We start from the raw sequence: 26,595 nt of genomic DNA on the forward strand, positions 1-26,595 counted from the left end.
GTCCTCGTCCGTCGCTCGTGGTCGTCGATCCGCCTCGTCGGCTGCCGTGACTGTATCGGAGCATCGAGCCGCCGACCCCCATCAGTCGCTGCAGAACTCCGGTGCTCCACCGTCCTGTTGGCAACGAGCAGACGATGGTGCAGGCTGCGACCATGACGCTCCGCACCCTGCCGCTGCTCGATTCCGTTCGACTCCCGTCGCGCCGACGGGCGGCGGACAGGGCGGCGCAGCGACTCGCGGTCCTCCTCGGCGGAGCCGGTGTCCTGCACTTCGTCACACCGGCGCCGTTCGATTCCCAGGTGCCGCACGTGCTCCCCGGATCACCGCGGACGTACACGTACGTGTCGGGAGTGGCGGAGCTCGGACTGGCGGCCGGACTGATCGTTCCCCGCACTCGTCGCCTGACCGGCGCCGCGGCCGCCGCCTTCTTCGTGGCCGTGTTCCCGGCCAACCTGCAGATGGCCGCGTCGTGGTTGCAGAGCGAGAAGACCTCGACCGCGATGAAGGTGGGGGTCGTGGCTCGACTGCCGCTGCAGATCCCGCTGATCACGCAGTCCTGGAAGGTGTACCGCGACGCGCGCTGATCACGTCGCCGGGTCCGCGCCCGCCGTGGAGATGATCTCCGCCAACCGTTCCGCGTCCGGGAGATCCGTCGGAGACACGGTGACTCCCGATCGCACGTAGTGGAAGGCCGCCCGCACCGTGGTGAGGGGCACCGGCTCGGAGCGGGTCGCCGACATCAGCTCCGCCCAGGCGAGTCGGTAGGCGGCGAGCTGGATCGCCACCGCACGTTCCTCGGCCGGTGTCGGCTGCGCGCCGGTCTTCCAGTCCACCACCGTCCAGCCACCGTCGGAGTCCGCGAACACGGCGTCCATCCGTCCCCGCAACACGACTCCACCGACCGACGTCTCGAACGGGACCTCCACCTCGACGGGACTGCGCAACGCCCACGGTGACGCGTCGAACGCACGCTGCAGCTCCTCGAGGTCCGTGTCGGCGGCCGAGGCGCCGTCCGCCGCGCCGGGCAGCTCGTCCAGGTCGAGCAGGCGGGTCGCCCCGAAGCGTCGTTCGACCCAGGCGTGGAACGCGGTGCCGCGACGCGCCAAGGGGTTGGGCGCGAACGGGACCGGTCGCCGCAGCGTCGATGCCAGGGCGTCCGGATCCGCGACGAGGTGGACCACCTGGCTCACCGACATGGTGTCGGGCACGACGACGTCGGTTTCCGGCCGCGACACCGCATCACGTTCGGCGAGAAGCAGTTCGACGTCACGCGCCCACCCGTCGGAGTCGTCGTCGTCCGGATTCTCGGACGACGATTCCTCGACCGATGCCGACTCGACGAGTGCGGCGCGCACGGCTGCAGACCCCATGATCACGTCCTCACGGCGGGCACCCAGCGGATCGGCCGGCCAAAGTGCCGTCAGTTCGACTGTCGCGTAGGGGTTGTCGGCTCCGTCCGGCGGAGTGGGTTCCCAGTGCTGCACGGTCCCGATCTCCGCGCCGCCGATCGCCGAGGTGGTCTCGACGAGGCCGTGCAGTTCGGCGAGGAACGACGAGGGACCCTTCGGCGACGAGGCGCCGGGAGCCCAGTGGTGCGCCGAGACCAGCAACACCCGCTCGGTGCGCGTGAGGGCGACGTAGAACAACCGTCGGTCCTCGTCGAGTCGGCGACGTGCGAGCGCAGCCTTGTGTTCGGTGACGGCGTCGGCGATGTCGCCGCGGTGAGTCGCGCCCTCGAGATCGAGAACGGGGACGCCCCCGGCGTCGTCACCCGGAATCGCCCTGTCACCGCGCAGGGACGGCGGTAGCTCGGCCACCGAGCCCAACCAGGACGCGGACGACCTGGTGGACGGGAACACGCTCTCGCAGACGTGCGGTACCGCCACGACCTCCCACTCCAGACCCTTCGCGGAGTGCACGGTGAGCACCTGCACCCGGTGCGGGTCGACGTCGACCTCGCCGGGCGCGAGGCCGTCCTCCACGGACTCGGCGGCGGACAGGAAGGACAGCAGTCCGGTGAGAGTCGCCGTCTGCTGATCGCCGTACTCGGCGACCACCTCGGCGAAGGCGTCGAGATGCTCGCGCCCGCCCGCGTCCCCCGACGGACGACGCGCCCCCGCCTCCACGTCGATCCCGAGCACTCGCTCGACGTCGGCGACCAGATCGGGAAGTGGCTGACCGAGCCGGTGGCGCAGTGACTGCAGTTCCCCGCCGAGGGCGAGGATGCGCCGATGTCCCGCCTCGGAGTAGCGCGACGGGTCGCCCGGATCCGCCAGGGCGTCCACCAGCCCGGACTGTTCCGATCGCTCCCCGGGCATGCCGTCCTCGAGCGCGCGCCCCAACTCCTCGGCGTCGGTGACCGTGCCCGTCCGCCCGCGGCCGGTGTGCGCCGCGATCTCCCGCGCTCGCCTCCACAGGGCACGCAGATCGGCGGCACCCAGTTGCCAGCGCGAGCCGGTGAGAACGCGCATGGCGGCGCTGCCGGCCAGCGGGTCGCTCACCAGCCGCAGCATCGCCACGAGGTCGGCGACCTCGGGCGTCCGGAGCAGCCCACCGAGTCCGACGACCTCGACGGGCAGGCCTGCGCCGCGCAGAACCTCGGCCATCGGCCCCGCATCGGCGTTGCGCCGCACCAGGACCGCCGCGGTGGGCGGAGTGCGCCCGTCCTCCCGCGCCGTGCGGTACTCCCGCGCGATCGCCTCGGCGATCCACCGGCGCTCGTCGTCCACCGTGGTGGTCAGCGCGAGCCGGACATCGCCGGGCACCGCACCGGGACGCGCGCGCAACTCGTCCACCGCGACACCGCGCATGCGCAACGGGGCAGCCACCGCATTGGCCAGCGCGAGCGCCTCGGGCGGGTTGCGCCAGCTGGTCGACAACTGACGCACCGGGGCCGGGTAGCGCGCCGAGCGTGGGAAGTCGGTAGCGAACCGGGGAAGGTTCGCGGCGGACGCACCGCGCCAGCCGTAGATCGACTGCATCGGGTCGCCGACGGCCGTCACCGTCAGAGTGGAGTCACGGCCACCCCCGAACAGCGAGGACAGCAGGACGCGCTGCGCGTGACCGGTGTCCTGGTACTCGTCCAGCAGCACCAGCCGGCACCGCGTGCGCTCGTCGCGGCCCACGTCCGGGTGGTCCGCCGCGACACGGGCGGCCAGGGACATCTCCCGCCCGAAGTCGAGCAGTCCGTCACGGGTCATGACCTCGTGGAGCCGCGCCACCAGGGGCAGCAGATCGAGCCGGTGTTCCTGCACCTGCAGTATGCCCAGCAGGTCCTTGGTGGGACCGCCGCTCTTCTGCTTCGGGCCCGGTGGCAGATGGTGGATCAGCTTCTCGAGCTCTGTGTGGGCCTCTCCCAGGTCGCCCGGTTCGACCAGGTGCTCGGCGAGCTGACCGGACAGGGCGAGCACGGATTCCGTGATCGACGCCGGTGCCCGGTCCAGTGGGACGTCGCCGTCCCATGCGGCCACCACGCGGTGGGCCAGCTGCCACAGCTCGGTCTCCGACACGAGGGTCGTGGACGGTTCGAGCGGCAGCACCATGCCGTGGCGTTGGAGCAGTCGGCCCGCGTACGAGTGGTACGTGCTCACCTCGGGCTCGCCCGACAGGACGGTGCGCCGCAGCTCACCGGACGGATCGAGACGCCGCAGCAGGTCGGACCCGGCCAATCGGGCCAGCCGTTGGCGAATGCGCGTGGTGAGCTGCTGGGCGGCCTTGCGCGTGAAGGTCAGGCCCAGCACCTCCTCCGGCCGGACCAGACCGTTGGCCACCATCCAGACCACTCGCGCCGCCATGGTCTCCGTCTTGCCGGCACCGGCGCCGGCGACGACCAGCAACGGACCGCGCGGAGCCGCGATGATCTCCGACTGCTCGTCGGTGGGCGGAAACTGGCCGAGAGCGACGGCGACCTCGGCGGGGCTCACTCGGGCCACGTCTCTCATCCTTCGGTCACCTGCCTGCCTCTGTCCTGTGCCGGGCAGGACGACGCTATCGGGCAGTGCCGACAGCCGTCGTTGACGCGAGCCTCGAACACCGGGCCCCGCGTGGCACGCGCCGCGTCGACGACGACGGTGCGCCACTGCTCGAGGGTCTCCCCCGTGAGTGCTGCCTGCGCTCGTTCGGTGGCACCGGTCCTGGTGTGCGGCTTGGCGACGTAGACCAACCGCCCGCCGCCGGGACTGCCGGCCGGTTCGCCCTCGACCGCACCGGCGGCGAGTGCCACCTGATACGTCGCGAGCTGCGCGTGCTCGGCCGTCGCCGCGGCCGTCGCCGCGTTCTTACCGGTCTTGACGTCGACGACCACGGGTCGTCCGTCGGGGTCACGTTCGAGCCGATCGATCCGTCCGCGCAGCGCGACGGCGGGCTCGTCCGGCGTGCGCGGTTCCAACACCCCGTCCACCGGCACCTCGACACCGGCCTCCGTCAGCTCGCCGCGTGAACGTGACATCCACTCCTGGAACGTCTCGATCATGGTGGCGGTACGTGCGAGCTCCTTGCGCGAGAACCACGCAGATCCGAGATCGACTGCCACCCAAGCTTTCTCCAGCTCTCTGCGCACCTCGTCCGGCGGCACCCGACCGGCCACTGCCTGCACCAGCGTGTGCACCAGCGTTCCGGTGACCGCGTGCACGGTGTCGCCGTCGGTGCCCCCGTTGCGTTCGAGAGCCCACCGCAGCGGGCACGCGGTGAGCACCTCCACCGTGGACGGCGACAACGACACCGGCCCGTCCGCCGGATCCCACAGCGCCATCTCGGTACTGGTTCCGGACAGCCCGTACCACTCGTCCGGGTGGGCGCCGCGAACCCCTTCACTCGCCAGTCGCGCCAGGTGCCGTGCGGCGCGCGCATGGCGGTCGGGGTCGTTCTCCGCGACACGACGGTCGCACACGACCGCACGCAGCTCGGCGACCAGAGCGGGCAACGCGAGCACCCGGCCGAGAGGCGCGGTGGGGCCGGCACCGGAGTCGCTCTCGTCGACGTCCGAGTACCGCACGGCATCGGACGCGAGCAGGTCGTCCACGAACCTCGACCGCACGGTGTCCGCGCCACCGGTCACCGAGTCGACGGCGGTGACGAGCAGGCTCGACCGTGCGCGGCTGCACGCCACCAGGAACAGGCGACGTTCCTCCGCGAGCAACGGTGCGGTCCGCGAGACCCGATCGTCCAACTCTCGATCGCCGTCGGAGACACCCGCGGCGAGATCCACCAGGGCCTCGACCCCGAGCAGCGATCCGCGCGGGCGCAGCGCGGGCCACAGTCCCTCCTGTACGCCCGCCACCGCGACGACGTCCCACTCGCGCCCGACCGCGGCATGGGCACTCAGAATCCGCACCGCGTCGGGAACGATCGCGGGACGCCGCCCGTCGCCCACGGGAACCTCCTGGTCGGTGACGTACTCGACGAACCCCTCCAGGGTGCCGCGCGGGAGTGCGTCGACGTACGCGGCCGCGGCGTCGAACAACGCGACGACGCTGTCCAGATCCCGATCTGCCTGCACGCCGAGAGGCCCACCCCGGGCGGACGACGCCACCCACCGGCGTTCGAGCCTGGTGGCCCGCCACCCGGCCCAGAGTGCGTCCTCGACGCGACGACCGGCTGGGCCCACCGCCTTCGCGATGGCCGTGACCACGGCACGGACGCGGGTGAGCGGTGCCTTCTCGACGTCGGACAGACGTGCGACGAGCGGGTCGACCGAGGAGCCGATCATCGCGGCGCGCAGCAGCACGGACGAGTCCCGCTCGCCGCCCTCGGCCACGTCGCCCCGCCGTAGCCCGCGACGCAGTCTGCGGACGGCGAGCGGATCCGCCCCTCCGATGGGACCTTCGAGCAGTGCCAACGCAGCGTCGTCGGAGAACACCGCCGCCGACCGCTCGGGTGCGCACCGGGCAGCGGCGACCGCACGCATCGCGAGCAGCAGGGCAGCCGCACCACGGTGCCGATGCAGGGGCACGGCCGTGGCGGACGACACCACCGGCACCCCCGCGGCGTGCAGCGCGCGACGCAGGGACGGCAGCGACCGCGGAACGGAGCGGACGACGACGGCCATCTCCGACCAGGGCACGCCGTCGGCGAGATGCGCGCGGCGGAACGTGTCGGCGATGGCGGTGGCCTCCTTCGCCGTCGAGGACGCGACGACCACCCGCACCGGCGGAACCGCGCGGGTCTCCTCCTCGGCCGACGGGTGTTCGTCCTCCGCCCTGTCGTCGCGGAACTGCGTGCCGACACGGTGTGCGACCCGACCGGACAGGTGCGCGGTGATCGCCCGCTGCACCGAGCCGACACCGGAGTCCGAACGGTGGTTGCGGGACAACACGACACGACGACCACCGTGCCCGTCGTCCAGATCGGTGAGGAAGTGCGCGTCCGCGCCGCGGAAGGAGAAGACCGCCTGATCGGGATCGCCGGCGACGACGGTGGACGACGCACCGGCGGAGAGCAGCCGCACCAGCTGGGCCGCCTGCGGATCGAGGTGCTGGGCATCGTCCACCAGCACGTGGCGGATGCGCCGACGTTCGGAGACGAGCAGGTCCGGATCCGTCGCGAACGCCGTGAGCGCTGCACCCACGAGCTCGGCCGCGTCCAGTCCGGGCGACGTGGCCTCCGGAGTCTCGACGCCGACCGATCCTCGAAGCAACATCGCCTGTTCGTACTGTGCGGCGAACTTGCCCGCAGCTACCCACTCGGGCCGAGAGTGCTTCCGCCCCCACGCGATCAGGTCCTCCGGACCGAGCCCGCGTTCCGCGGCGCGCAGGACGAGATCACGGAGCTCGGACGCGAAGCCCACCAGTCCGAGCGCCGGGCGCACGCGCTCCGGCCACCGGGCGGCGCCGTCCGCGATCTCACCGCGGAGCATCTCGCGGATCACGGAGTCCTGCTCCGCGTTGGTGAGGAGACGCGGCGGCGGATTGCCGTAGGCGGACGCCTGCAACCGCAGCACGGCGAAGGCGTACGAGTGCACCGTGCGTACGAGTGGCTCGCGTGTCGCGCGGGGCTCGGAGGACACGCCCAACAGCCCGGCGGTGATCTGCTCGCGCATGTCGACGGCCGCCTGACGCGAGTGCGTGAGCACCAGGACCGACTCCGGATCGCTTCCCGGCGCCGTCATCCGCGCCACCGCCACATCGGCGACGAGCGCGGTCTTCCCGGTGCCCGGACCGCCCAGAACCTGCCACGGCCGGGAGTCGCCGGGCTCACTCGGCGCGACCAGCGGCGCACACTCCTGCGGCCACGTGCGCACCTGCGCGACACGGTGCGTCCGGCGCACCAGCCGGATACCGCCACGGGTGACAGCCGCGTCTCCGGTGGTGCCCGCGCCGTCGTCGTTCATGAGGCGCATTGCATCATGGGAGTCCGACACACCCCCAGTTCCCACACAGCCCCCTCTCCGAGACCGACTCGGTTCCGCCACCGCGTCGACACTCGACCGCTCAGGAGACCCCATGCCGACGACCTCCGAATCCCCCGCCCCCACGACGGATGCCGACGACGTCGCCGTGTACGGCCCGGCGTCCGGACCGGTGGTCCTGGCGATCCACGGCATGACCGGCCACGGCAGGCGCTGGCATCGGTGGAGCGAGCACCTGCCCGAGGCCCGCGTCGTCGCTCCGGACCTGGTGGGTCACGGCAGGGCACCGTGGACTCCGCCGTGGTCGATCGAGCGCCAGGTCGATCGGCTGGCCGACGTCCTACGGGCCCACTCGGCCGGGCCCGTCGTCGTGGTCGGCCACTCCTACGGGGGCGCGCTCGCGATCCATCTCGCGCGGTCGTTCCCGTCGCTCGTCGCGGGACTGGTGCTGCTCGATCCCGCCATCGGCCTGTCGCCGGACTCGATGCTGGAGACGGCGCAGTCGACGGTGCTGTACGACGACTACACCGATGCCGCGGAGGCACGCTCGGAGAAGCTCCACGGCGCGTGGTCCGACGTCCACCCGGCTCTCGTCGACGAGGAGATCGCCGAACACCTGGTGGACACCGACGACGGGCGAGTGCGATGGCGGACGTCGACGGCCGCCGTCGTCGCGTCGTGGGGCGAGCTCGCGCGCCCGTTCGTGCTGCCGCCCAGTGACATTCCGGTCACCGTCGTGCGCGCCGCGCGGGTGGACCCGCCGTACCTCACACCGGAGTTCCGGGACGCACTCGTCCGCTCGTCGCCGGACGTGCGGATCGTCGACCTGGACTGCGACCACATGGTGCCGCAGGCGAAGGGTCCCGAATCGGCAGCTCTGGTCGACGAGATGATCCGACGCGTGACGACGTCGTGAGCCGCATCACCGACGAACAGGTCGAGGCCGTGCGCGCCGTCGTGGCCGCAGTCCCCCCGGGCAGTGTCACCACGTACGGCGACATCGCCCGGGTCGTCGGACTGCCCAGCCCACGCATCGTCGCGTGGATCATGCGGACGGACTCCTCCGATCTGCCGTGGCACCGGGTCATCCGTGCCGACGGCCGCCCGGCTCCCCACCTCGTGACACGTCAGCTCGCGGCGCTGGCCGAGGAGGGGGTGTCGTCCGTCGACGGCCGCATCGCTCTGGCCTCGGTCCGGTACCGCCACGAGCCCTGATCGAGTATCAGACCATCGCTTCGGGGACGGCGTGCGACGGAACGCTCTCGCGGGGCCCGGCATCGACTCCCGCTCCCACCAGTTCCGCCAGGACGGCGACCGCGTCCTCGATCTCCTCGGGGCTGCGGGAGAACGGGATGCGTTGGCACTCGTCGAAGGCGTATCCCGTCCCGAAGCGTGACCCGGGGGCGAGCAGCAGTCCGCGCCCGCGGGCCGATTCCACCAGGTCCGTCGACCGGACACCCGGTGGCAATGTGCACCACAGCGACAGTCCGCCGCGCGGCCGGTGGAAGGTCCAGCCCGGCAGCGACCGCGTCACGGCCGCCATCGCCGCGTCGCGACCCGCCCGCAGCTGATCGGCGCGGTGCGTCACCACCGCGTCGTACTCGCCGAACAGTTCCACGGCCGTGTACTGATCCATCATCGACACCGAGAGCTGCCGCCTCGCGTAGGTCGTGGCCACGCGCGCCAGGTGCACCGGGTCCGCGCGCACCCACCCCACCCGCAGCCCGCCCCAGACGGTCTTGCTCAACGATCCGACCGTGATGCAGGCGCGGTCCGGGACCGGTGCGCCGAACGGCTCGACGTCGGCGTCGCCGTCGAGACGGAGGTCGGCCGACGCCTCGTCCACCACGGTCACCACGGCGTGCCGATGCAGCGTGGCCGCGAGCCGACGCCGGGACGTCTCGGGCAACACCGCTCCGGACGGGTTGGAGTGGTCGGGCATCAGGTAGGCCAGTACCGGATCATGTTGCCGCGCAGCCCTGTCCATGTTCTCCACGAACGTGTCGGGATCATCCGGATCGATGGCCACCGGAACACACTTGCCACCCACGGCTCGCACCATGTCGATGGCGCCCGGGTAGGTCGGGTGTTCGGTCAGCACACGATTGCCCTGTTCGACGAAGGTGTCGATCACGGCGTGCAACGCATCGCTGGCGCCCGCGGTCACGAGAATCTGGTCGGCGCTGGTGGGGAGCCCGCGAGCGGAGTAGTACCGGGCGATCGCCTCGCGCAGTCGGCCCACACCGGTGGGCACGTAGCCGACGTGCAGGCCCGTCGTGCTCAGCGCGCGGGCAGCAGCGTCGTAAGCGGGTCCCAGCAGGGCCGAGGCCGGCGGCGCGGCGTTGACGAATTCGAGCACGCCCGGTTGGGTGCCGCGCAGGATGCCGCCCCACGGCTGACTGTCCCCGCGCGGAACGACGAAGGTGCCCGCCCCGTGCACCGACACCGCGATGCCGTGCTCACGGAGTTCGCGATAGGCCGACGCGACCGTCACACGGCTGACCCCCAGCACCGACGCGAGGACGCGCTCCGCGGGCAGGCGGGCATCGGCGGCCACCGCGCCTTCCTCGACGAGACGGTGCAGTTCCTGCGCGAGTCCGAGGTACAGGGACCGACTGTCCCGCGCGACGGCGGTCATGTCGATCGCGGCGGCGAGTGCGCGCGCCGACAACCCGTCGCGCAGCCGTGCGGGAGTGGATGCCATGCCGCCACTATGCCACAGTCCACTCGAGTCCAGTGGACTGCTCCATCAGGCCTCTCGCCGGTCGAGACTCTGTCCATGATCGTCATCGGAACACTTCTGGCCCTGTCCACTCTCAGCATCGGGTTCGGCGCCGTCGCCGTCGCGGGCGGCGGTCGCCACTCTCCCGAGGGCCCACCGCGCAGTCGGCCCGTGTCCACCACCGGTCGGTGAGGCTGCCGCGTCGCCTCCACTACTGTGGATCACATGTCGGGACGCACAGCGCGCACGGACGCGCTGATACTCGCCGGCGGACGCAGCTCACGGATGCAGGGAACCACCAAGCCTGCCGCGCTCGTGGACGGAGTCACCCTCGTCGATCGGGTGCTGGGAGCGACGTCGTTCTGCACCGTCACCGTCCTCGTCGGACCGGACGACGTGACTGCCGACCCGCCGGGACCGAGGCGTGTCCGCCGCACCCGCGAGGACCCGCCGTTCGGAGGCCCGGTACGTGCGTTGGCGGCCGGGCTGGCCGTCACCGTCGACGACGGTGACGGTCCGCGGGAGAACGACGTCGTGTTGACCCTGTCCGCCGACCTGCCGTACATCACCGAGCCTGCACTCCGACTGCTCGTGCGAGAACTGCTGCGAGACACGACAGTCGAAGCAGTGTTCGGAACCGACTCGACCGGTCGCACCCAGTACCTCGTGGGCGCCTGGCGTCGCGACGCCCTCGTTCGAGGCGTCACCGCCGCGCTCGCACGCTGTCCGGCGGACGCCGAGCGCGGCCCGTCCATCCGCGACGCCCTGCCGGACGTCGTGGGCACCGTGGCGCTCACCGGCATCGACGACGTGGACACGCCCACCGAACTCGCGGCCGTCCGCACCGCGTCGAGACGCCCCTCCGTCGAGGTGGCGCGCGTCCTCGTGGGGAGCAGACTCACCGCGATCACACCTCGTACCGCGTCCCTGGCCGACAGCCTCGGCGGCACGCTCGCGGAGCCGCTGATCGCCGCGCGCCCGTTTCCGAGCTTCGTCACGTCCGCGATGGACGGCTACGCCGTGCGCGGCGACGGACCCTGGCACGTCGACGACGCCGTGGTGGTCGCCGGCGCCACCGACGACGTCGTCCTCGACACCGGCCACGCGGTGCGCATCGCCACCGGCGCAGCGGTTCCGGCGGAGGCGGGCGTGGTACGCGACGAGTTCGTCGTTCTCGACGACGACGGTCTGCTCCACCGGTCGGACGGCGCACCCGTGCGCGACGACGCCCGCAGTGTCGCCGAGGACTGGGACGGCGGAAGCGAACTCGCGCCGGCGGGCACCGTCATCTCCCCCGCCGTCGTGTCGGCCGCGCTCTCTGCCGGCGTGATCCGGGCGTCGACGCGCCCCGCCCCGACCGTCCGACTCGTCCTCACGGGCGACGAGATCGGCGACGACACCGCGCCGGTGGCCGGGCGCATCCGCGACACCATCGGGCCGGTCATGCCGACGTACCTACGGTCGTGCGGGTTCGCACTCGCCGACGTCGCGCACTGCGCCGACACCGACGATGCCTTCGACGCGGCGATCCACGGCGGTGCGGACTCCGCACCGCCGGACGTCGTCGTCATCATCGGCGCGACCGGCGGCGGCGCCGCGGATCGACTGGACGACGCACTTCGACGCGCCGGAGCACACCGTGTCGTCGACGGACTCGCCTGTCGCCCCGGCGGTTCCGCCTCCGTCTCGAAGCTGCCCGATCATCGTGTGGTCCTGGGTGTCCCCGGCAATCCGTATGCCGCCGTCACCACGGTGATGCTGCTCGGCCCCGCCATCGCCGCGGCCTTGACCGGACGGTCCGTCCCGATACCGCTGACCGGGACACTGGCCACCGAGGTCGATGCCGGTGACGTCACTCGAGCCCTGCCCGCGTCCTACCTCGGCGCGGGTACCTGGCGGTGCGAGAGCTCCGTGCGTACAGCACATCTCGCGGCGCTGGTGGGCCGTGACGGCATCGCCGTCGTCACTGCGGGCCGGAGTCCGGGCGCTCCCGTCGAGATCGTGCCGCTGCCGCAGAGATGACGTCGACACCCTCGCGGTAGCGATCGACGAGCAGCTGCACCACTCCCCCGTGCAGCCCCAGCGGTTCGGTGACACCGTCCGCTCCAGCGGACTGCAACCTCGTGTGAAAGAGGCCGGGCGCCAACAGGTACGAGGCGACGAAGACCTTCTCCCCGGTGGCCTTCAGAGTGGGGACCAGGTCCGCCGCGCGCGGCTCGCCCGTGGCGACGTAGGCGACGGTGACCGCCGATCCGGTGACGGCGGCGAGCTGATCCGCCGCGGTGTGCACGTCGTCGAGGGCCCGCACGTCGGAGGAGCCCGCCGCGGCGAGGACGATGCGATCGCCGGTCGTCCATCCGATCTGCTCGAGCCTGTCACGCAGTACCCGCGCGAGATCGAGATCCGGGCCCAGTGCGCGGGTGACGTGGACGTCGTCGTGACCGCTCTCGGCGATCTCGCGGGGCACGTCCGCGTGCACGTGATAGCCCGAGGCCAGGAAGGCGGGCACGACCACGACGGGACCGTCGACATCGCGCAGAACCTCCGACGGAGTGGGTCCGAGCACGTCGACGAAGGCGACCCGCACCGGGCCCACGTGCGAAGCCACGGCGTCGGCCAGCGCGGCGATCACCTCGACGCCCGCGGGGTTGCGCGTGCCGTGTGCGACGAGGACGAGTCGAGGATCGCTCACGACGCCTCCCCCGTCCGGCCGAGGCCGCCGCCCGGAACACTCGACACGGCGTCGATCAGGTCGTCCGCGCTGTCGTCGACGGCGAGGCGGTATCCCCGCTTGACGACGGTCTGGATCGCTCTGGGTGCGCCGAGCGCGGACCGCACTCGCGCCATGGCCGTCTCGACGGCATGGGTGTCGCCGCCCCCGCCCGGCAGAGCGGCGAGCAGGTCCTCACGGGAGACCACCTGTCCGGGACGGCGAGCGAGAGTCTTCAGCACGGCCATGCCCGCGGGTGACAGAGCCTTGGGTGTGCCGTCGACGACGACGCACGCGCCGAGAACGCGCAACTCGTGACCGCCGGCCCGGACGATGCCCGCTCGACGCGGAAGTTCGTCGGCGACGTGGCGCACGAGAGCTCCTACACGCGCCCGCGCGGGCGCCGTCGTGGGAACACCCAGTACGTCGAGCGGAGCGGAGGTCACGGGCCCGACGCACACGGCGAGCACCCGGTCGCGGAACGACTGCAGCATCGGTTCCAGCACACCGTTCTCCTTGGCGCGCATCAACATCGAGGCCACGGCGGGGGCACTGGTGAAGGTCACCGCATCGAGGTCACCACACAGTACGGCTTCGATCATGCGGTCCATCGGTGCCGAGTCGTCGGGTTGCACCCAGCGGTAGACCGGAACCGGGATGACCGTCGCGCCGGCCTGCCGCAGCACCTCGCAGAAGTCCGGAACGGGCTCCCACTCGGTGGTGGCGCCGTGCAGTTGCACCGCGACGCGGACGCCGTCCACGCCCTCCGCCAACAGATGTTCCAGCACCTCCGCGGACGACTCGGACTCCGGTGACCACTCCTCGCGCAGACCTGCTGCACGGATGGCCCCCTTGGCCTTCGGCCCACGGGCGAGGATGCGGGTGCCCTCGAGGGCCCGAGTGAGCTCCTCGGCGTCGCCCCACCCGTCGGCGGCCTCCATCCAGCCACGGAAACCGATGCCCGTGGTGGCCACGGTGACAGCCGGCGGAAACTCGATGATCTCGCGGGTACGACGACCGAGCTCCGCATCGTCCGACAGCGGAATGATCCTGATCGCCGGGGCTTGCACCACGTTCGCTCCGCGCCGTACCAGCAGCGAGGCCAGTTCGTCGGCGCGTCGAGCCGCGGTGACGCCCACGGTGAACCCCGCGAGGGGAGCGTCGGACGAGGTCGGCTGATCGATCACGGGGATGTCGTCTCCGTTCCACTTCTCGGCCGGACGGATGTGCCCGAGGTCTGGGTCGATGCGCCCGAGGGCTGGGCGGACACTGCGACGACGCCGTCGATCACGGTGACCTCGTGTACCGCCAAGGTCGTGTCCGGGTCGTCGAGGCAACGGCCGTCCACCAGCGAGAATACCTGCTTGAGCAACGGCGACGCGACGGTCGGCTCGCCGCCGCGGTCCCCGACCAGTCCGCGCGACATCACGGCGGCCCGTCCGAAGGGGTCGATGTTGCTCACGGCGAACAGCTCCTCGTCGCCGGTGCGGAACAACGCCACCTGCGCCCCGGAAGGCAGCAACACGGCGACTCCCCGACCCGGGGTGAGTTCCGAGAGTGCGAGCGCGGTGATCCACTCGTCGGTGTCGCCGCTGGTCACGGTCGTGGAATGGCGAGGTGCTGAGTCGATGACAGTCATGGTGGTCCTCCCTGGGGACAGTTCTACGGGGCTGGTGTTACTCGGCCGTTACGGCGACATGACCGCCACTCACCCGACCGGAACGGACGGCATCCCCATCAGGACCGGAACCTTGCGGGCACCGGACTCGTCGAACGAGACGGTGGGGTCGGACTCCTCCGTGGCGTTGACGAACGAGACGAAGCGCGCGAGCTTGGTCTCGTCCTCCAACACACCCCGCCACTCGTCCCTGTAGCCCTCGACGTGCGACGCCATCGCGGCCTCGAGGTCCGCGGCGATACCCAGGCTGTCCTCGCACACGACGGCGCGCAGGTGGTCGAGTCCGCCCTCGAGACTCTCGACCCACGGCGCCGTGCGCTGCAGGCGGTCCGCCGTGCGCACGTAGAACATGAGGTACCGGTCGATGTACCGGACGAGGGTGGTGTCGTCCAGCCCCGACGCGAGGAGTTGCGCATGCTTGGGCGACTGCCCGCCGTTACCGCCGACGTACAAGTTCCAGCCACTCTCGGTGGCGATGATGCCGACGTCCTTGCCGCGCGCCTCGGCGCATTCGCGGGCGCAGCCGGACACACCGAACTTGATCTTGTGCGGGGACCGCAGACCCCGGTAGCGCTTCTCGAGGTCGACGGCCATGCCCACGGAGTCCTGCACGCCGTAGCGGCACCACGTGGACCCGACGCAACTCTTCACGGTGCGCAACGACTTCCCGTAGGCCTGACCCGACTCCATGCCGGCGTCGACCAATCGCTTCCAGATGGCGGGGAGCTGCTCGACGCGCGCGCCGAACATGTCGATGCGCTGACCACCCGTCACCTTGGTGTACAGACCGAAGTCGCGTGCCACCTCACCGATGACGATCAATTGTTCGGGAGTGCACTCTCCACCCGGCATCCGCGGCACGACGGAGTAGGTGCCGTTCTTCTGGATGTTGGCGAGGAAGTGATCGTTGGTGTCCTGCAGGGCAGCCTGCTCACCGTCGAGGATGTGTTCCGAGGACGTGGACGCCAGGATCGAGGCCACGACCGGCTTGCAGATGTCGCAGCCGGCGCCGCGGCCGTGAGCGGCGACGAGACCGGAGAACGTGCGGATGCCCGCGCCGGCGACGATCTCGAACAACTCGCGCCTCGACTGGGAGAAGTGCTCGCACAGGGCCTTCGACATGACGACGCCCGACGCGGCGAGCAACTGCTTGATCGTGGGGAGACAGCCACCGCACGTGGTGCCGGCGTCGGTGCAGGACTTGACCGAGGCGATGTCGCAGGCGCCCGCAGCGATGGCCGAGCAGATGGTCCCCTTGTCCACACCGTTGCACGAGCACACCTCGGCATCGTCGGGAAGCGCTCCGGCGCCGAGCTTCTCGCCGCTCGGCGAGATCAGTGCAGCCGGATCGCCCGGGAGTTCGCGGCCGACGAGCGGGCGCAGCGTCGCGTACGCCGACGCGTCCCCCACCAGGATGCCGCCGAGCAGAGTCCTCGCGTCGTCCGACAGCACGAGCTTGGCGTAGGTGCCCTTCGCGGCATCGTTGAGCACCACCTCGAGTGCGCCCTCGGTGGTGCCCATCGCGTCCCCGAAACTGGCGACGTCGACACCGAGCAGTTTGAGCTTGGTCGAGAGGTCCGCGCCCGGGAACTCGGCGGTACCGCCGACGAGCCGATCGGCGACGACCTCCGCGCTGGAGTACCCCGGAGCGACGAGGCCGTAGCACCGGCCCTCGATGGCCGCACACTCGCCGATGGCGTAGATCGCGGGATCCTCGGTACGGCAACCGATGTCGGTGAGTATGCCACCACGCTCGCCGACCGGGAGGCCGCTGGTGCGGGCGAGAGCGTCCTGCGGGCGGACACCCGCCGAGAACACCAGAAGGGCGGCATCGATGACGCTGCCGTCCGCCAGAGTGACGTCGATGCCGTGATCGTTCTCGGCGATGGCCGAGGTGCCGACACCGGCGTGGACGGTGACACCGAGCTCGGTGACGAGCTTCGCCAGGACCGCACCGCCGCCCTCGTCGACCTGCAGCGGCATCAGTCGCGGCGCGAATTCCACCACGTGCGGCGTCATGCCCATCTGCTTCAGGGCGTTCGCGGCCTCGAGACCGAGCAGGCCGCCGCCGACGACCACTCCCACTGCGCCGGGGCCGGCCGCGTCGGCGCAGGTGCGGATACGATCCAGGTCGTCGATCGTGCGATAGACGAAGCAGCGATCGAGGTCGTGCCCCGCGATGGGCGGGACGAACGGGTAGGACCCCGTGGCCATGACCAGCGCGTCGTACGGCACCACCGCACCGTCCGAGGTGGTGACCACCCGAGCGTCGCGGTCGATCGACTCGGCCCGCACGCCGGTACGCAGGGTCACCGCGGTGTCCCCGACATAGTCGTTGCCCGCCAACGCGAGTTCCTTGTGGTCCCAGGCGCCGACGTAGGACGAGAGCCCGACGCGGTCGTAGGCGGGGAGGGCCTCCTCGCAGAGGACGGTGACGGACCACTCGCCGGCCGTGTCGCGTGCGCGCAGCGCCTCGACGAACCGGTGGCCCACCATTCCGTGTCCCACCACCACGACTGTGCGGTGAGCGGTCTGGTCGGTCATGACAATCTCCTCGGGAAACGGTGAACGGGTGGTGTGACTCGGGTCGGTCATGCGGTGACCGGGAAGGCCGGAGGCCGGTCGTTGTCGGTGACCGGGAAGGCCGGAGGCCGGTCGTCTGTGACCGGGAAGGCCGGAGGCCGGCCGTTGTCGGGGACGGGATCCGCTCGGTGCAGCCAGTCGCAGAGGCCGTCGACGACGCCCACGCAGCTACCGCAACCGGTGGTGGCGCGGGTCTTCTCGGCCATGGCCTCGGGGGTGTGGGCACCGCCGCGCCACGCGCTGACCAAGTGCTTCTTGGTGACGGTGTTACAGCGGCAGATCACGGCTGCGTCGGGCATGGTCGACGGGTTGGCGCTCTCGGTGGGTCCACCGACGAGGTGCCCGAGCAGCAGGGTCATACGGTCGACGGGGACGAGCGATCCGCCGTCGAAGTACTGGCTGAGCGTTCCGACGACTTCCGGGTTGCCGAGCATCACCGCGCCGACCAGGCGGTCCTTGCGGACGACGACCTTCGCGTACCGGCCGCGGGTGGGGTCGCTCATGACCAGGACCTCGGACTCGGTGTCGTTCGGGTCGACGTCGATCTCGCCCATCGAGGCGAGGTCGACGTCGTGCGCCTTGAGGCGGGTGATCTGCGCGGTGCCGTGGTACTCGGCGCGGGACGCGCTGCCGCACAGCTGGTCCGCGACCACCCCGGCCATCTCCCAGGCGGGCTGGACCAGGCCGTAGACCTCACCGCGGTGCTGGGCGCACTCGCCGATCGCGCGGATGTGCGGGTCGGAGGTGCGCAGGTCGTCGTCGACGACGACAGCGCGGTCGACGTCGAGCCCGGCCGCGACGGCGAGGTCGATGTTCGGACGGATCCCGGCCGCGACGACGACCAGGTCGGCGGGCAACGCGCTGCCGTCGGACAACACGAGTTCGCGCGTGCCGTCGGGCGAGGTACGCAGAGCCTCGGCCCGAGCGCCCAGCGCCACGTCCATCCCCAGCTCTCGCAACACTCGGGTCAGCACGGCGCCACCACCGGCGTCCATCTGCTTCTCCATCGGATACGCGCGGGGGTGGACGATGGTGACGTCCGATCCGCGCATGAGGGCGCCGCGTGCGGCTTCGATGCCGAGAAGCCCGGCGCCGATCACGACGACGCGGGAACCGGGTCCCGTTGCTGCGGTGATGGCGTCGCAGTCGGCGAGAGTGCGGAACGCCACCACACCGTCCGCGGGGTGACCGTCCGCGTCGGTCATGCCGGGCGCGGGCGGCAGGAAGGACCGCGAGCCGGTGGCGAGGACGAGCGTGTCGTAGGTGTCCGTGGACCCGTCCGAGCGCGTGATCGTGCGGCGCTCGCGATCGATCGACGTGACCGCGACCCCGATGTGCGTCTCCAGACCGTTGCGCTCGCACCAGTTCTCGGGCTTGATTCGAGTGTCCCTCGGGGTCAGGTGCCCGGCGACCACGTTGGAGAGCAGGATGCGGTTGTACGCGGCGTGATTCTCGTCGCCGTAGACGACCACCTGGACGCGGGCCGCATCCGAGTCGCGTCGGTGGATCTCCTCCTGCAACCGGGCACCGGCGAGGCCGTTCCCGACCACGACGACGCGATGAGGTGCACTCATGCCGTCTCCCCGTCCGTCGCGCCGACCAGGTGCGCGGCGATGCGCACCGCGCAGACCTTGAACTCGGGCATCCGGCTGGTGGGATCGAGTGCCGGGTTGGTCACGAGGTTGGCGCGCGCCGCATCGGCGAAGTGGAACGGCAGGAACACCGTGTCGAGCCGCATCGACGCGTCGCACCGCACGCGGGCGACGACCGTTCCGCGGCGCGAGACGACGTCCGCGTCGTCGCCGTCCTCGAGCCCCGCGCGACCGGCGGTGTCCGGGTGGACCTGGACGAACATCGGGCCTGCCGCCTCCGACAGGGACGGCACGCGCCGGGTCTGCGCACCGGACTGGTAGTGCGTGAGCACCCGCCCCGTCGTCGCGAGGAGAGGAAAGTCGGCGTCGGTGGGTTCTGCGGGCCCGACCTGGTCGACCGTGACGAAACGCGCTCGCCCGGTGGGTGTCTCGAAACGATCGAGGAACAGTCTCGGTGTGCCGCCGTGCGTCTCCGACGGTACCGGCCAGTACAGCGCCTCCCCGGCGTCGAGACGCTCGTAGGTCACGCCCGAGTAGTCGGCGATGCCACCGCGGGACGCTCGGCGCAACTCCTCGAACACCGTCCGTGCGTCGCGGGGGAAGCGGTCGGCGGGCTGGCCCAGGCGAACGGCGAGATCGGCGAGGATGTCGAGCTCCCCGCGCGCGCCCTCGGGAGCGTCCACGGCCCTGCGCCGGCGCAGGATGCGGCCCTCGAGAGAGGTCATGGTGCCCTCCTCCTCGGCCCACTGCAGCGTCGGCAGCACCACGTCGGCCATCGCGGCAGTCTCGGAGAGCACGAAATCGGTGACGACGAGCATCTCGAGTGAGGCGAGCCGATCGACGACGTGACCGGCCCGCGGGGCCGAGACGGCGATGTTCGAGCCGTGCACCATGAGCGCGCGGGGACCACCGGGGGTGCCGAGGGCGTCGAGCAGTTCATAGGCGCTCAGTCCCGCACCCGGGAGTGCGGACTCCTCGATACCCCAGAGGGCGGAGATGTGTTCACGCGCTGCGGGATCGGTGATCTTGCGGTATCCGGGAAGCTGGTCCGCCTTCTGCCCGTGCTCGCGTCCGCCCTGTCCGTTGCCCTGGCCGGTGATGCAGCCGTATCCGGTTCCGTGTCGTCCGCACAGCCCCAGCACGAGAGAGAGTCCGATGACGGCCGAGACCGTGTCGGTTCCGGACGCGTGCTGTTCGGCGCCACGGGCGGTGAGCACGTAGGCGCCCGTACCCGCGTCCCGTGACTGCGCCAGCAACCGCACCGTCTCCCGCAGGCGAGCGACGGGAACGCCGGTGACGCGCTCGGTCCGCTCCGGCCACCACTGCGCCGCCGCCGTCCAGAACTCGTCGAAACCCTCGGTGCGTGAGTCGATGTAGTCGCGATCGGCGTACCCCTCGACCACCGCCAGATGCACCAGGCCCAGCGCGAGTGCCAGGTCGGTGCCCGGCGACAGTTGCAGGTGCACTCCGCCGGCGGACAGCGCCCGGTCCACCGTCGCGGTGCGCCGTGGGTCGGCGACGATGAGCCCGCCCGCGTCGGCGGCGGTCCGGAGATGCTGCACGAAGGGGGGCATCGTCTCCGCGACGTTGCCGCCCAGCACCAGCACGGCCCGCGCGGAACCGATGTCCGCCAACGGGAACGGCAGTCCTCGGTCGATTCCGAACGACTTGTTGCCGGCGGCCGCGGCCGACGACATGCAGAACCGCCCGTTGTAGTCGATGTTCGACGTGCCCAGCGCGACACGGGCGAACTTGCCGAGCATGTAGGACTTCTCGTTGGTCAGCCCGCCCGCCCCGAAGATCCCGACCGCGTCGGCGCCGTGCTCGGCCCGGACGCGTCGAAGCGTCGTGGCCACCGCGTCGAGTGCGGCGTCCCAGGTCGTCGGGACGAGTTCCCCGTCGACACGCACCAGTGGTGCGGTGAGCCTGCCGGGCACTCGCAGCACCTCGGCGGCGGTCCACCCCTTCTGGCAGAGACCACCCTTGTTGGTCGGGAACTGGCGGGCCTCGATCCCGGCGCTCGCTGCATCCGTGCCGGTGACGGTCATCGCGCACTGCAGCCCGCAGTACGGGCAGTGCGTCGCCGTTCCTGCTCGGGTGGCCGGTGGCCGAAGGGTCTCCGGCACGGATGCAGCGACGGTCATACGGTGACCACGTCCTGCTCGTTCGCGGTACGCGCGCCGGATCGGCGGAGGTACACGGCCCACGTGGCCGCGGCGCAGAGGACGTAGAAGACGAGGAAGACCCAGAAGGCGGACGTCGCCGACTTCTCCGCGCCCGAGTACGACGCGCGCAGGACCAGGTTGATGCCCACTCCACCGAGCGCGCCGATCGCACCGGCGATACCGATGAGCGCACCGGACATCCGGCGGGACCACGCGGCCTGCTCGGTGGCCGACATCCCCACCAGCAACGTCGACTTCGACGCGAAGATCGCCGGAATCATCTTGTAGACGGAGCCGTTACCGAGCCCCGAGAGCACGAACAGCAGGATGAAGCCGACGACGTAGAACACCATCATCGATCCGGTCGCCGCTCCTGCCGTGGCGTCGTCCGTCATCGACGTCGCGACCAGGATGCCGGCGGAGAAGATCATCGCGACGAAGGTGTACATCGTGATGCGGCCGCCGCCGACGCGGTCGGCGAACTTGCCGCCGATCGGTCGGGACAGGGAACCGAGGAGCGGGCCGATGAACGCGATCTGAGCGGCGTGCAGGGAGGCCTGTGCCTGCATGGCCGGGGTGACCGCACCCCCGTCGGCCAGACCGGCGAGGAAGTTGATCTGCAGGATCTGCCCGAACGCGAAGCTGTAACCGATGAACGACCCGAACGTACCGATGTAGAGGAACGCGATCCACCACGAGTCGGAGAAGCGCAGCACGTCGATCATGGAGCGGCCGTTGGTCTTCTGGTTGTCCAGGTTGTCCATGTACAGGGCCGCGCCCACGGCGGCGACCGCGATCAGGACGAGGTAGACGGCGCACACGATCTCGGGTGCGGTGTTGCCCACCGTCGCGATGACGAGGAGCCCGATGAGTTGGATGACGGGGACACCGATGTTGCCGCCGCCTGCATTCAGTCCGAGAGCCCACCCCTTCTCACGCTGGGGATAGAAGGCGTTGATGTTGGTCATCGAGGAGGCGAAGTTGCCGCCGCCCAGTCCCGCGAACGCGGCCACGACGAGATACGTCGTGTACGAGGCGGGATTCATCATGAAGTACAGCGTCAGCACGGTCGGGATCAGCAGCACGAGGGCGCTGAAGATCGTCCAGTTGCGGCCGCCGAACTTCGCGGTGGCGAACGTGTACGGGATTCGCAGGATGGCGCCGACCAATGTCGGCACGGCCACCAGGAAGAACTTCCCGGCCGGGTCGATGCCGTACTGCGCCATCGGCATGAAGAGCACCATCACGGACCAGATGGACCAGATGGAGAAGCCGACGTGCTCCGCGACGACGGACCAGATCAGGTTGCGGCGGGCGATGTGCTTGCCGCCGGCCTCCCAGGCCTCGACGTCCTCCGCGTCCCAGTTCGTGATGTGGTGCTTACGAGCGACTGCACCGGGGGCACCGGTGGGCGCCGTGGCAGCGCCGGTATCCGACAAGCTGGTCACGAGTGGCCTCCTGATCTCTGGGGAAGCCCAAAGATAGGAAAACCATGTTGCGGGGGCGCTGCACGCTGTGACCCGTGCGTGAACTTGACCTCACGTCCGTGTTTCCGGGTTGGTGAGGGTCTGCTTCGTGAGGGTCAGGGTCGCGACTGAGCCTGGCGGACGGGCCCGTCCTCGAGGACGCGCGGACGGCAGGCGGCCTTGGCGGCGACCAGCAGCACGGCGATGCCGCACGTGAGGAACGCGAACGACCACTCCCAGCCCCCGGTGTTCTCGTGCAGCACACCGAAGAGAATGGGGCCGGCGCAGGCGATGGTGTACCCGACTCCCTGCGTGAAGCCGGACAGGGATGCCGAGCCGACGGCCGTGCGCGTGCGCAGATTGATGAGCGTGAGCGACATCGGGAACGTCGTCGGACCTGCACCGACCAGGATCAGCCACAGCACCGTGCCCGTCGCGGGCGCCCACAGCAGGCCCGCGAAGCCTGCGAGATAGCAGACCGCGCAGCCGATGACGATGGGATAGGGGTCGACCATCCGACTGGTGAAGGACGGCGCGAGCAGGGAACCTGCGAGACCGACCGCGGCGAACACCCCGAGCGAGGCACCGGCGGCACCCTCGCTGATGCCGGCCTCGACCAGGAGGGAGGGCAGCCACGTCAGCATCGAGTACGTGACCATGGACGTCATCGCGAACATGCCGGCCATCCCCCAGCCGAGCGAGGTGCGCCAGACCGGGACGGGCGGCGCCACCGGCTGGGCCGACGGCTCGGTGAGCGGCCCGTCGAGCTCGGCCTCCACGGCGGCGTCCTGCGCCGGAGCCTCCGCACCGCGCACCGCGGGGGCGGCGGGGCGAGTGCGTCGCGTCAGCACGATGGCGGTCCACGGCACCACGGCGGCGACGGCGGCCACACCCCACATCGCGAGCGACCAGCGCCACCCGACCGCGTCGGCGACGGGGACCGCCGTGAGCGACGGGACGATGGTGCCCAGCTGCAGGAGGCAGATGTAGACGGTGCTCATCATGGCGAGCCGGTCGGAGAAGTAGCGCTTGACCAGCGGCGGGATGACCACGTTGCCGATACCCATACCGGCCAGGGCGACCGCCGAGAGCAGCGCCAGCGACCCGAGCCCGGGGGCGAACGCCCGCGCGAAGATGCCGACACCGGTCAGAGCCGCCGCGGCGAGTGCCGTCCGCTCGAGTCCGAGACGAGTCGCGATGACCGGGGTGAGCACGCCGAACAGCGCGAACATCGCGGTCGGGAGCATCCCGAGGAGCCCGATGGCGCCGGCGCCGAACCCGAGGTCGTCGCCGATCCGGGGGAACAGCGGCGACACCGAGGTGACCGCTGCCCGAAGTGTGAACGCGGACAGGATGAGTGCCGCGAACACCAACAGCCGTCCCTGCAGTGTCGAGCGTGACCCGGGCTCGGCAGTGGTGGCGGTCGCAGTCATGGGACGAATCATAGGATGATCCGACCTGTCTGGCAAAGGACTACTAGACTGGCCGAGACCGACACCACACGAGAGAAAGACACTGACGTGCAACCCGTACGCCGACAGAGCCTCATCGGGCAGGTCACCGACCAGTTACGAGGCGAGATCGAGTCCGGGACGTGGGCCGTCGGTACGCGGATACCCACAGAACCGGAGTTGACCGAGCTGACCGGCACGGGACGCAACACCGTTCGCGAGGCCGTCCAGGCGCTGGTGCATGCGGGCATGCTCGAGCGGCGTCAGGGATCGGGCACCTACGTGCTCGCGTCGTCGGAGATGCCGTCGGCCCTCGGCAAGTACTTCTCGACCGCGCGGCGACGCGACGTCCTGGAGCTGCGGCGGGCGCTCGACATCACCGCGGCCACACTGGCCGCCGAGCGGCGGACCGACGAGGACGTCCGGATGCTCGAGGACACCCTGGCGCATCGGACCGCACTGTGGGACGTCGACCGCACCCGGGCCCTGCATCTCGACGTGTCCCTGCACCGTGCCATCGTCGCGGCCAGCCACAACAGCATCTACCTGGAGGTCTACGACTTCCTGCTCCCCAGTATCGAGGAAACCATCCTCGACCACGACGCCGATTCCGACCGTGCGTTCCACGAGGAGCACGCGGCCCTGGTCCGAGCGGTCGTGTCCGGGGACGCCGACGCGGCGGCCACCGCCGCACGCTGCTTCTTCACCGAGCTCGCCGCGGACGGTGCCGATGATCGGGACACCGGCGCACTGCCGACCGACTAGAGGATCAGGCGCACCAGATCGGCGGTACGGGCCAGACCGGGAAACGCCTCGGCGGTCGAGCGCGGATGCAGAGCGTGCACCGCGAGGCGGAACATCACCGCCCGCAACAACATCTGCGGCCACTCGGGGAGATCCTCCCAGCGGCCGATGAGCCCGTCGTCCGCGCCGCCCCAGGAGAGCGCGTCGACGACCACCACGGCCGCGGCCCACGACGCGGGGCGCCAGTACGGGGTGATGTCGGTGATACCGGGAGCCTGCACGCCGTCGAACAGCACCGTGCCGAACAGATCTCCGTGCACCAACTGGTCGGGCTCGCGCACCGGCCGACGCAGGGTGGCCAGCTGACCGATCACCTCGACACTGCGCACACCGTCCGGCGACGTCGGCTCCACCGCTCCCCCGGCACGCGCGGAGCGGAACGGAACCTGTTCCCACGCAGCACGATCAGCGGCGACGAACACGTCCACGTCACTCCACGGCGCGACCGGCGTCTGGGTCAGGAACCGCGGCTTCTCGAGCTGCGACGTCGCGACGTGCAGCCGGGTCGCCAGCGAGACGACCTCGTCGTGGCGGGGTTCGGGAACCCCCTCGATGTACGTGTCCGCGCGCCATCCGGACACGACGTAGCGGCCGTCGGTCGACCGCACCGGCCGTGCGAGCCGAACCCCCTCCACCGCAAGGGTTTCGCGCACCTTCGCCGACCAGGCACCGCGGGCGTGATCGGCCACCGGGGACAGGACGACGTCACCGAGACGCCAACCGCCGTCCCAGTCCGCTCCCAGAGCCACCGGCGCGACGTCTCGGAGCCCGAACGTGCCGATGACGTGCTGGGGAGGTTCCGCCGATGTCATGACGGCCACCGTACCGCCGCCGCGGTGCGAGTCCGCAGACCCCGGTGAGCGCGTGTCCCGGCACGCGTGACCGAACCCGGTGTCAGTACGTCGGGACGGTGGGGTCGACGTCGCGCGCCCACGCCTCGAGTCCGCCGCGCAGGTGGTGGACGTCGGCCATGCCGGCGGACCGCAGGACCGCGAGTGCCTCGGCCGAGCGGACACCCGTCTTGCAGTAGAGCACCACCGGCCGGTCCGTCGGCAGCGACGCGACCGCGTCACCGGCCACCACCGTCGGCAGAGGCATCAGCGTTGCGCCGTCGAGGTGCACGATGTCCCACTCGACCGGATCCCGCACGTCGATCAGTGCCACCGGGGCACCGCCGTCCAGCAGCGCGCGCACGGCCGCCGGATCGAGGTCGCCGTCCACCGAGTCCACCGACGGCAGGGGCGAGGCCACACCGCAGGACACCTCGTAGTCCTCCTCCACCTCGGACACCCGCACGCGACCGGGGTCCCGGCGCAGGGTGACCGTGCGGAAGGTCATGGTGCGCGCGTCGTAGACCAGCAGACGCCCGAGCAGCGTGTCGCCCATGCCCGTCACCAGCTTGACGGCCTCGGTCGCCATGATCGAGCCCACGACCCCGCAGAGCACGCCCAGCACGCCGGCCTCCGAACACGACGGCACAGTGCCCGGCGCGGGCGGATCCGGGTAGAGGTCCCGGTAGTCGACGCCGAGACCGCCGGGTGCGGCATCCCAGAACACGGACACCTGCCCGTCGAAGCGATAGATGGATCCCCACACGTACGGGATGCCGGCGACGGCGGCCGCGTCGTTGACGAGGTACCGCGTCGCGAAGTTGTCGGTGCCGTCCACCACCAGGTCGTACTGGCGGAAGAGGTTCACCGCGTTGCGGGGCTCGAGCCGGACCTGGTGCAGCCGGACCTCGATGGTGGAGTCCACAGCCCGGATCGACTCGCGGGCGCTGACCGACTTCGGCCGACCGATGTCGGCCTCGCCGTGGATGATCTGTCGCTGCAGGTTGGAGGCGTCCACCTCGTCGAACTCGACGATGCCAAGGGTGCCCACGCCCGCCGAGGCAAGATACAGCAGCACGGGCGAACCCAAGCCGCCGGCACCGATCACCAGGATTCTCGCGTTGCGTAGACGCCGCTGGCCCAGCACTCCGACGTCGGGTAGCAGCAGGTGTCTGCTGTACCGAGCGACCTGCTCGCGGCTCAGCTCCGGGCCCGGTTCCACCACCGGGTCGACGATCGTCATGCTCCT

General features: G+C 70.9%; 19 protein-coding genes. 6 read left to right on the forward strand and 13 right to left on the reverse strand.

What is annotated here, in order from left to right:
• Positions 1-152: 152 nt before the first annotated feature.
• Entirely contained in the window at positions 153-584 is a 432-nt protein-coding gene (locus tag QE397_RS10705) for a hypothetical protein (protein WP_051613612.1), read from the forward strand.
• Here the strand turns inward: QE397_RS10705 and QE397_RS10710 are convergent, their stop codons facing one another.
• Positions 585-3,941 (reverse strand): ATP-dependent DNA helicase, encoded by a 3,357-nt coding sequence (locus QE397_RS10710; RefSeq protein ID WP_307093259.1) that lies wholly within the window; start codon positions 3,939-3,941, stop codon positions 585-587.
• Positions 3,938-7,327: an ATP-dependent DNA helicase gene (locus tag QE397_RS10715; protein WP_307093261.1), complete on the reverse strand. Its 3,390-nt coding sequence runs from the start codon at positions 7,325-7,327 to the stop codon at positions 3,938-3,940. The genes QE397_RS10710 and QE397_RS10715 overlap by 4 nt, the downstream gene beginning before the upstream one ends.
• Positions 7,328-7,439: 112 nt before the next feature.
• On the opposite strand from QE397_RS10715, the gene QE397_RS10720 reads away from it, so the two are divergent.
• Positions 7,440-8,261 carry an alpha/beta fold hydrolase gene (locus tag QE397_RS10720; protein ID WP_222627086.1) on the forward strand — a complete coding sequence of 274 codons (822 nt, stop codon included), beginning with the start codon at positions 7,440-7,442 and terminating at the stop codon, positions 8,259-8,261.
• Positions 8,258-8,560: an MGMT family protein gene (locus QE397_RS10725; protein WP_027506835.1), complete on the forward strand. Its 303-nt coding sequence runs from the start codon at positions 8,258-8,260 to the stop codon at positions 8,558-8,560. Before QE397_RS10720 ends, QE397_RS10725 begins: the two co-directional genes overlap by 4 nt.
• A gap of 7 nt (positions 8,561-8,567) precedes the next feature.
• Here the strand turns inward: QE397_RS10725 and QE397_RS10730 are convergent, their stop codons facing one another.
• Positions 8,568-10,049, reverse strand: a complete 1,482-nt coding sequence (locus QE397_RS10730) for a PLP-dependent aminotransferase family protein (RefSeq protein WP_056447838.1) — start codon at positions 10,047-10,049, stop codon at positions 8,568-8,570.
• Between the two features lie 75 nt (positions 10,050-10,124).
• Between QE397_RS10730 and QE397_RS10735 the strand changes: the two genes are divergently transcribed.
• Both QE397_RS10735 and QE397_RS10740 read left to right on the forward strand, forming a co-directional pair.
• The gene (locus tag QE397_RS10735) at positions 10,125-10,259 is read left to right on the forward strand and encodes a hypothetical protein (protein ID WP_307093265.1); all 135 of its coding nucleotides are present in this window, start codon (positions 10,125-10,127) and stop codon (positions 10,257-10,259) included.
• Between the two features lie 33 nt (positions 10,260-10,292).
• The gene (locus tag QE397_RS10740; protein ID WP_307093267.1) at positions 10,293-12,089 is read left to right on the forward strand and encodes an NTP transferase domain-containing protein; all 1,797 of its coding nucleotides are present in this window, start codon (positions 10,293-10,295) and stop codon (positions 12,087-12,089) included.
• Here QE397_RS10740 and QE397_RS10745 read toward each other — a convergent pair.
• From QE397_RS10745 to QE397_RS10780, 8 genes are all read right to left on the reverse strand, one after another.
• Positions 12,031-12,759: a sirohydrochlorin chelatase gene (locus tag QE397_RS10745; RefSeq protein WP_307093269.1), complete on the reverse strand. Its 729-nt coding sequence runs from the start codon at positions 12,757-12,759 to the stop codon at positions 12,031-12,033. The two genes, QE397_RS10740 and QE397_RS10745, sit on opposite strands and share 59 nt — an antisense overlap.
• Positions 12,756-13,961, reverse strand: a complete 1,206-nt coding sequence (locus QE397_RS10750; RefSeq protein WP_373425288.1) for a uroporphyrinogen-III synthase — start codon at positions 13,959-13,961, stop codon at positions 12,756-12,758. Before QE397_RS10750 ends, QE397_RS10745 begins: the two co-directional genes overlap by 4 nt.
• Entirely contained in the window at positions 13,961-14,416 is a 456-nt protein-coding gene (nirD, locus tag QE397_RS10755) for a nitrite reductase small subunit NirD (protein ID WP_051613601.1), read from the reverse strand. Before nirD ends, QE397_RS10750 begins: the two co-directional genes overlap by 1 nt.
• 69 nt (positions 14,417-14,485) lie before the next feature.
• Complete coding sequence (gene nirB / locus QE397_RS10760) at positions 14,486-16,999, reverse strand: nitrite reductase large subunit NirB (RefSeq protein ID WP_307093274.1); 2,514 nt, start codon at positions 16,997-16,999, stop codon at positions 14,486-14,488.
• 47 nt (positions 17,000-17,046) lie between these two features.
• A complete protein-coding gene (locus QE397_RS10765; RefSeq protein ID WP_307093276.1) occupies positions 17,047-18,612 on the reverse strand; it encodes an FAD-dependent oxidoreductase in 1,566 nt (521 codons plus the stop codon).
• Positions 18,609-20,774, reverse strand: coding sequence for a molybdopterin oxidoreductase family protein (locus QE397_RS10770; RefSeq protein ID WP_307093277.1), 2,166 nt, complete (start codon positions 20,772-20,774; stop codon positions 18,609-18,611). Before QE397_RS10770 ends, QE397_RS10765 begins: the two co-directional genes overlap by 4 nt.
• Positions 20,771-22,243 carry a nitrate/nitrite transporter gene (locus QE397_RS10775; protein WP_373425225.1) on the reverse strand — a complete coding sequence of 491 codons (1,473 nt, stop codon included), beginning with the start codon at positions 22,241-22,243 and terminating at the stop codon, positions 20,771-20,773. Before QE397_RS10775 ends, QE397_RS10770 begins: the two co-directional genes overlap by 4 nt.
• A 134-nt stretch (positions 22,244-22,377) precedes the next feature.
• Positions 22,378-23,694 carry an MFS transporter gene (locus tag QE397_RS10780; protein ID WP_056447820.1) on the reverse strand — a complete coding sequence of 439 codons (1,317 nt, stop codon included), beginning with the start codon at positions 23,692-23,694 and terminating at the stop codon, positions 22,378-22,380.
• Between the two features lie 87 nt (positions 23,695-23,781).
• On the opposite strand from QE397_RS10780, the gene QE397_RS10785 reads away from it, so the two are divergent.
• On the forward strand, positions 23,782-24,477 hold the full coding sequence (locus tag QE397_RS10785) for a FadR/GntR family transcriptional regulator (RefSeq protein ID WP_222638666.1): 696 nt from the start codon (positions 23,782-23,784) through the stop codon (positions 24,475-24,477).
• On the opposite strand, the gene QE397_RS10790 is transcribed toward QE397_RS10785, so the two are convergent.
• Together QE397_RS10790 and moeB are read right to left on the reverse strand one after the other, a co-directional pair.
• Complete coding sequence (locus tag QE397_RS10790; RefSeq protein ID WP_027506841.1) at positions 24,474-25,328, reverse strand: TIGR02569 family protein; 855 nt, start codon at positions 25,326-25,328, stop codon at positions 24,474-24,476. The genes QE397_RS10785 and QE397_RS10790 overlap by 4 nt on opposite strands.
• Before the next feature lie 82 nt (positions 25,329-25,410).
• Positions 25,411-26,589 carry a molybdopterin-synthase adenylyltransferase MoeB gene (gene moeB / locus QE397_RS10795; protein WP_307093280.1) on the reverse strand — a complete coding sequence of 393 codons (1,179 nt, stop codon included), beginning with the start codon at positions 26,587-26,589 and terminating at the stop codon, positions 25,411-25,413.
• Positions 26,590-26,595 lie beyond the last annotated feature (6 nt).

Origin of the sequence: Rhodococcus sp. SORGH_AS_0301, assembly GCF_030818285.1 — a bacterium.
Classification (GTDB): Bacteria; Actinomycetota; Actinomycetes; order Mycobacteriales; family Mycobacteriaceae; genus Rhodococcoides.

Coding starts and splice junctions, on each gene's coding strand:
- QE397_RS10780 (WP_056447820.1), bottom strand. CDS start 23,694: ATGACTGCGACCGCCACCACTGCCGAGCCCGGGTCACGCTCGACACTG.
- nirD (WP_051613601.1), bottom strand. CDS start 14,416: ATGACTGTCATCGACTCAGCACCTCGCCATTCCACGACCGTGACCAGC.
- QE397_RS10765 (WP_307093276.1), bottom strand. CDS start 18,612: ATGAGTGCACCTCATCGCGTCGTCGTGGTCGGGAACGGCCTCGCCGGT.
- QE397_RS10790 (WP_027506841.1), bottom strand. CDS start 25,328: ATGACATCGGCGGAACCTCCCCAGCACGTCATCGGCACGTTCGGGCTC.
- nirB (WP_307093274.1), bottom strand. CDS start 16,999: ATGACCGACCAGACCGCTCACCGCACAGTCGTGGTGGTGGGACACGGA.
- QE397_RS10770 (WP_307093277.1), bottom strand. CDS start 20,774: ATGACCGTCGCTGCATCCGTGCCGGAGACCCTTCGGCCACCGGCCACC.
- QE397_RS10740 (WP_307093267.1), top strand. CDS start 10,293: ATGTCGGGACGCACAGCGCGCACGGACGCGCTGATACTCGCCGGCGGA.
- QE397_RS10720 (WP_222627086.1), top strand. CDS start 7,440: ATGCCGACGACCTCCGAATCCCCCGCCCCCACGACGGATGCCGACGAC.
- moeB (WP_307093280.1), bottom strand. CDS start 26,589: ATGACGATCGTCGACCCGGTGGTGGAACCGGGCCCGGAGCTGAGCCGC.
- QE397_RS10730 (WP_056447838.1), bottom strand. CDS start 10,049: ATGGCATCCACTCCCGCACGGCTGCGCGACGGGTTGTCGGCGCGCGCA.
- QE397_RS10710 (WP_307093259.1), bottom strand. CDS start 3,941: ATGAGAGACGTGGCCCGAGTGAGCCCCGCCGAGGTCGCCGTCGCTCTC.
- QE397_RS10705 (WP_051613612.1), top strand. CDS start 153: ATGACGCTCCGCACCCTGCCGCTGCTCGATTCCGTTCGACTCCCGTCG.
- QE397_RS10735 (WP_307093265.1), top strand. CDS start 10,125: ATGATCGTCATCGGAACACTTCTGGCCCTGTCCACTCTCAGCATCGGG.
- QE397_RS10715 (WP_307093261.1), bottom strand. CDS start 7,327: ATGAACGACGACGGCGCGGGCACCACCGGAGACGCGGCTGTCACCCGT.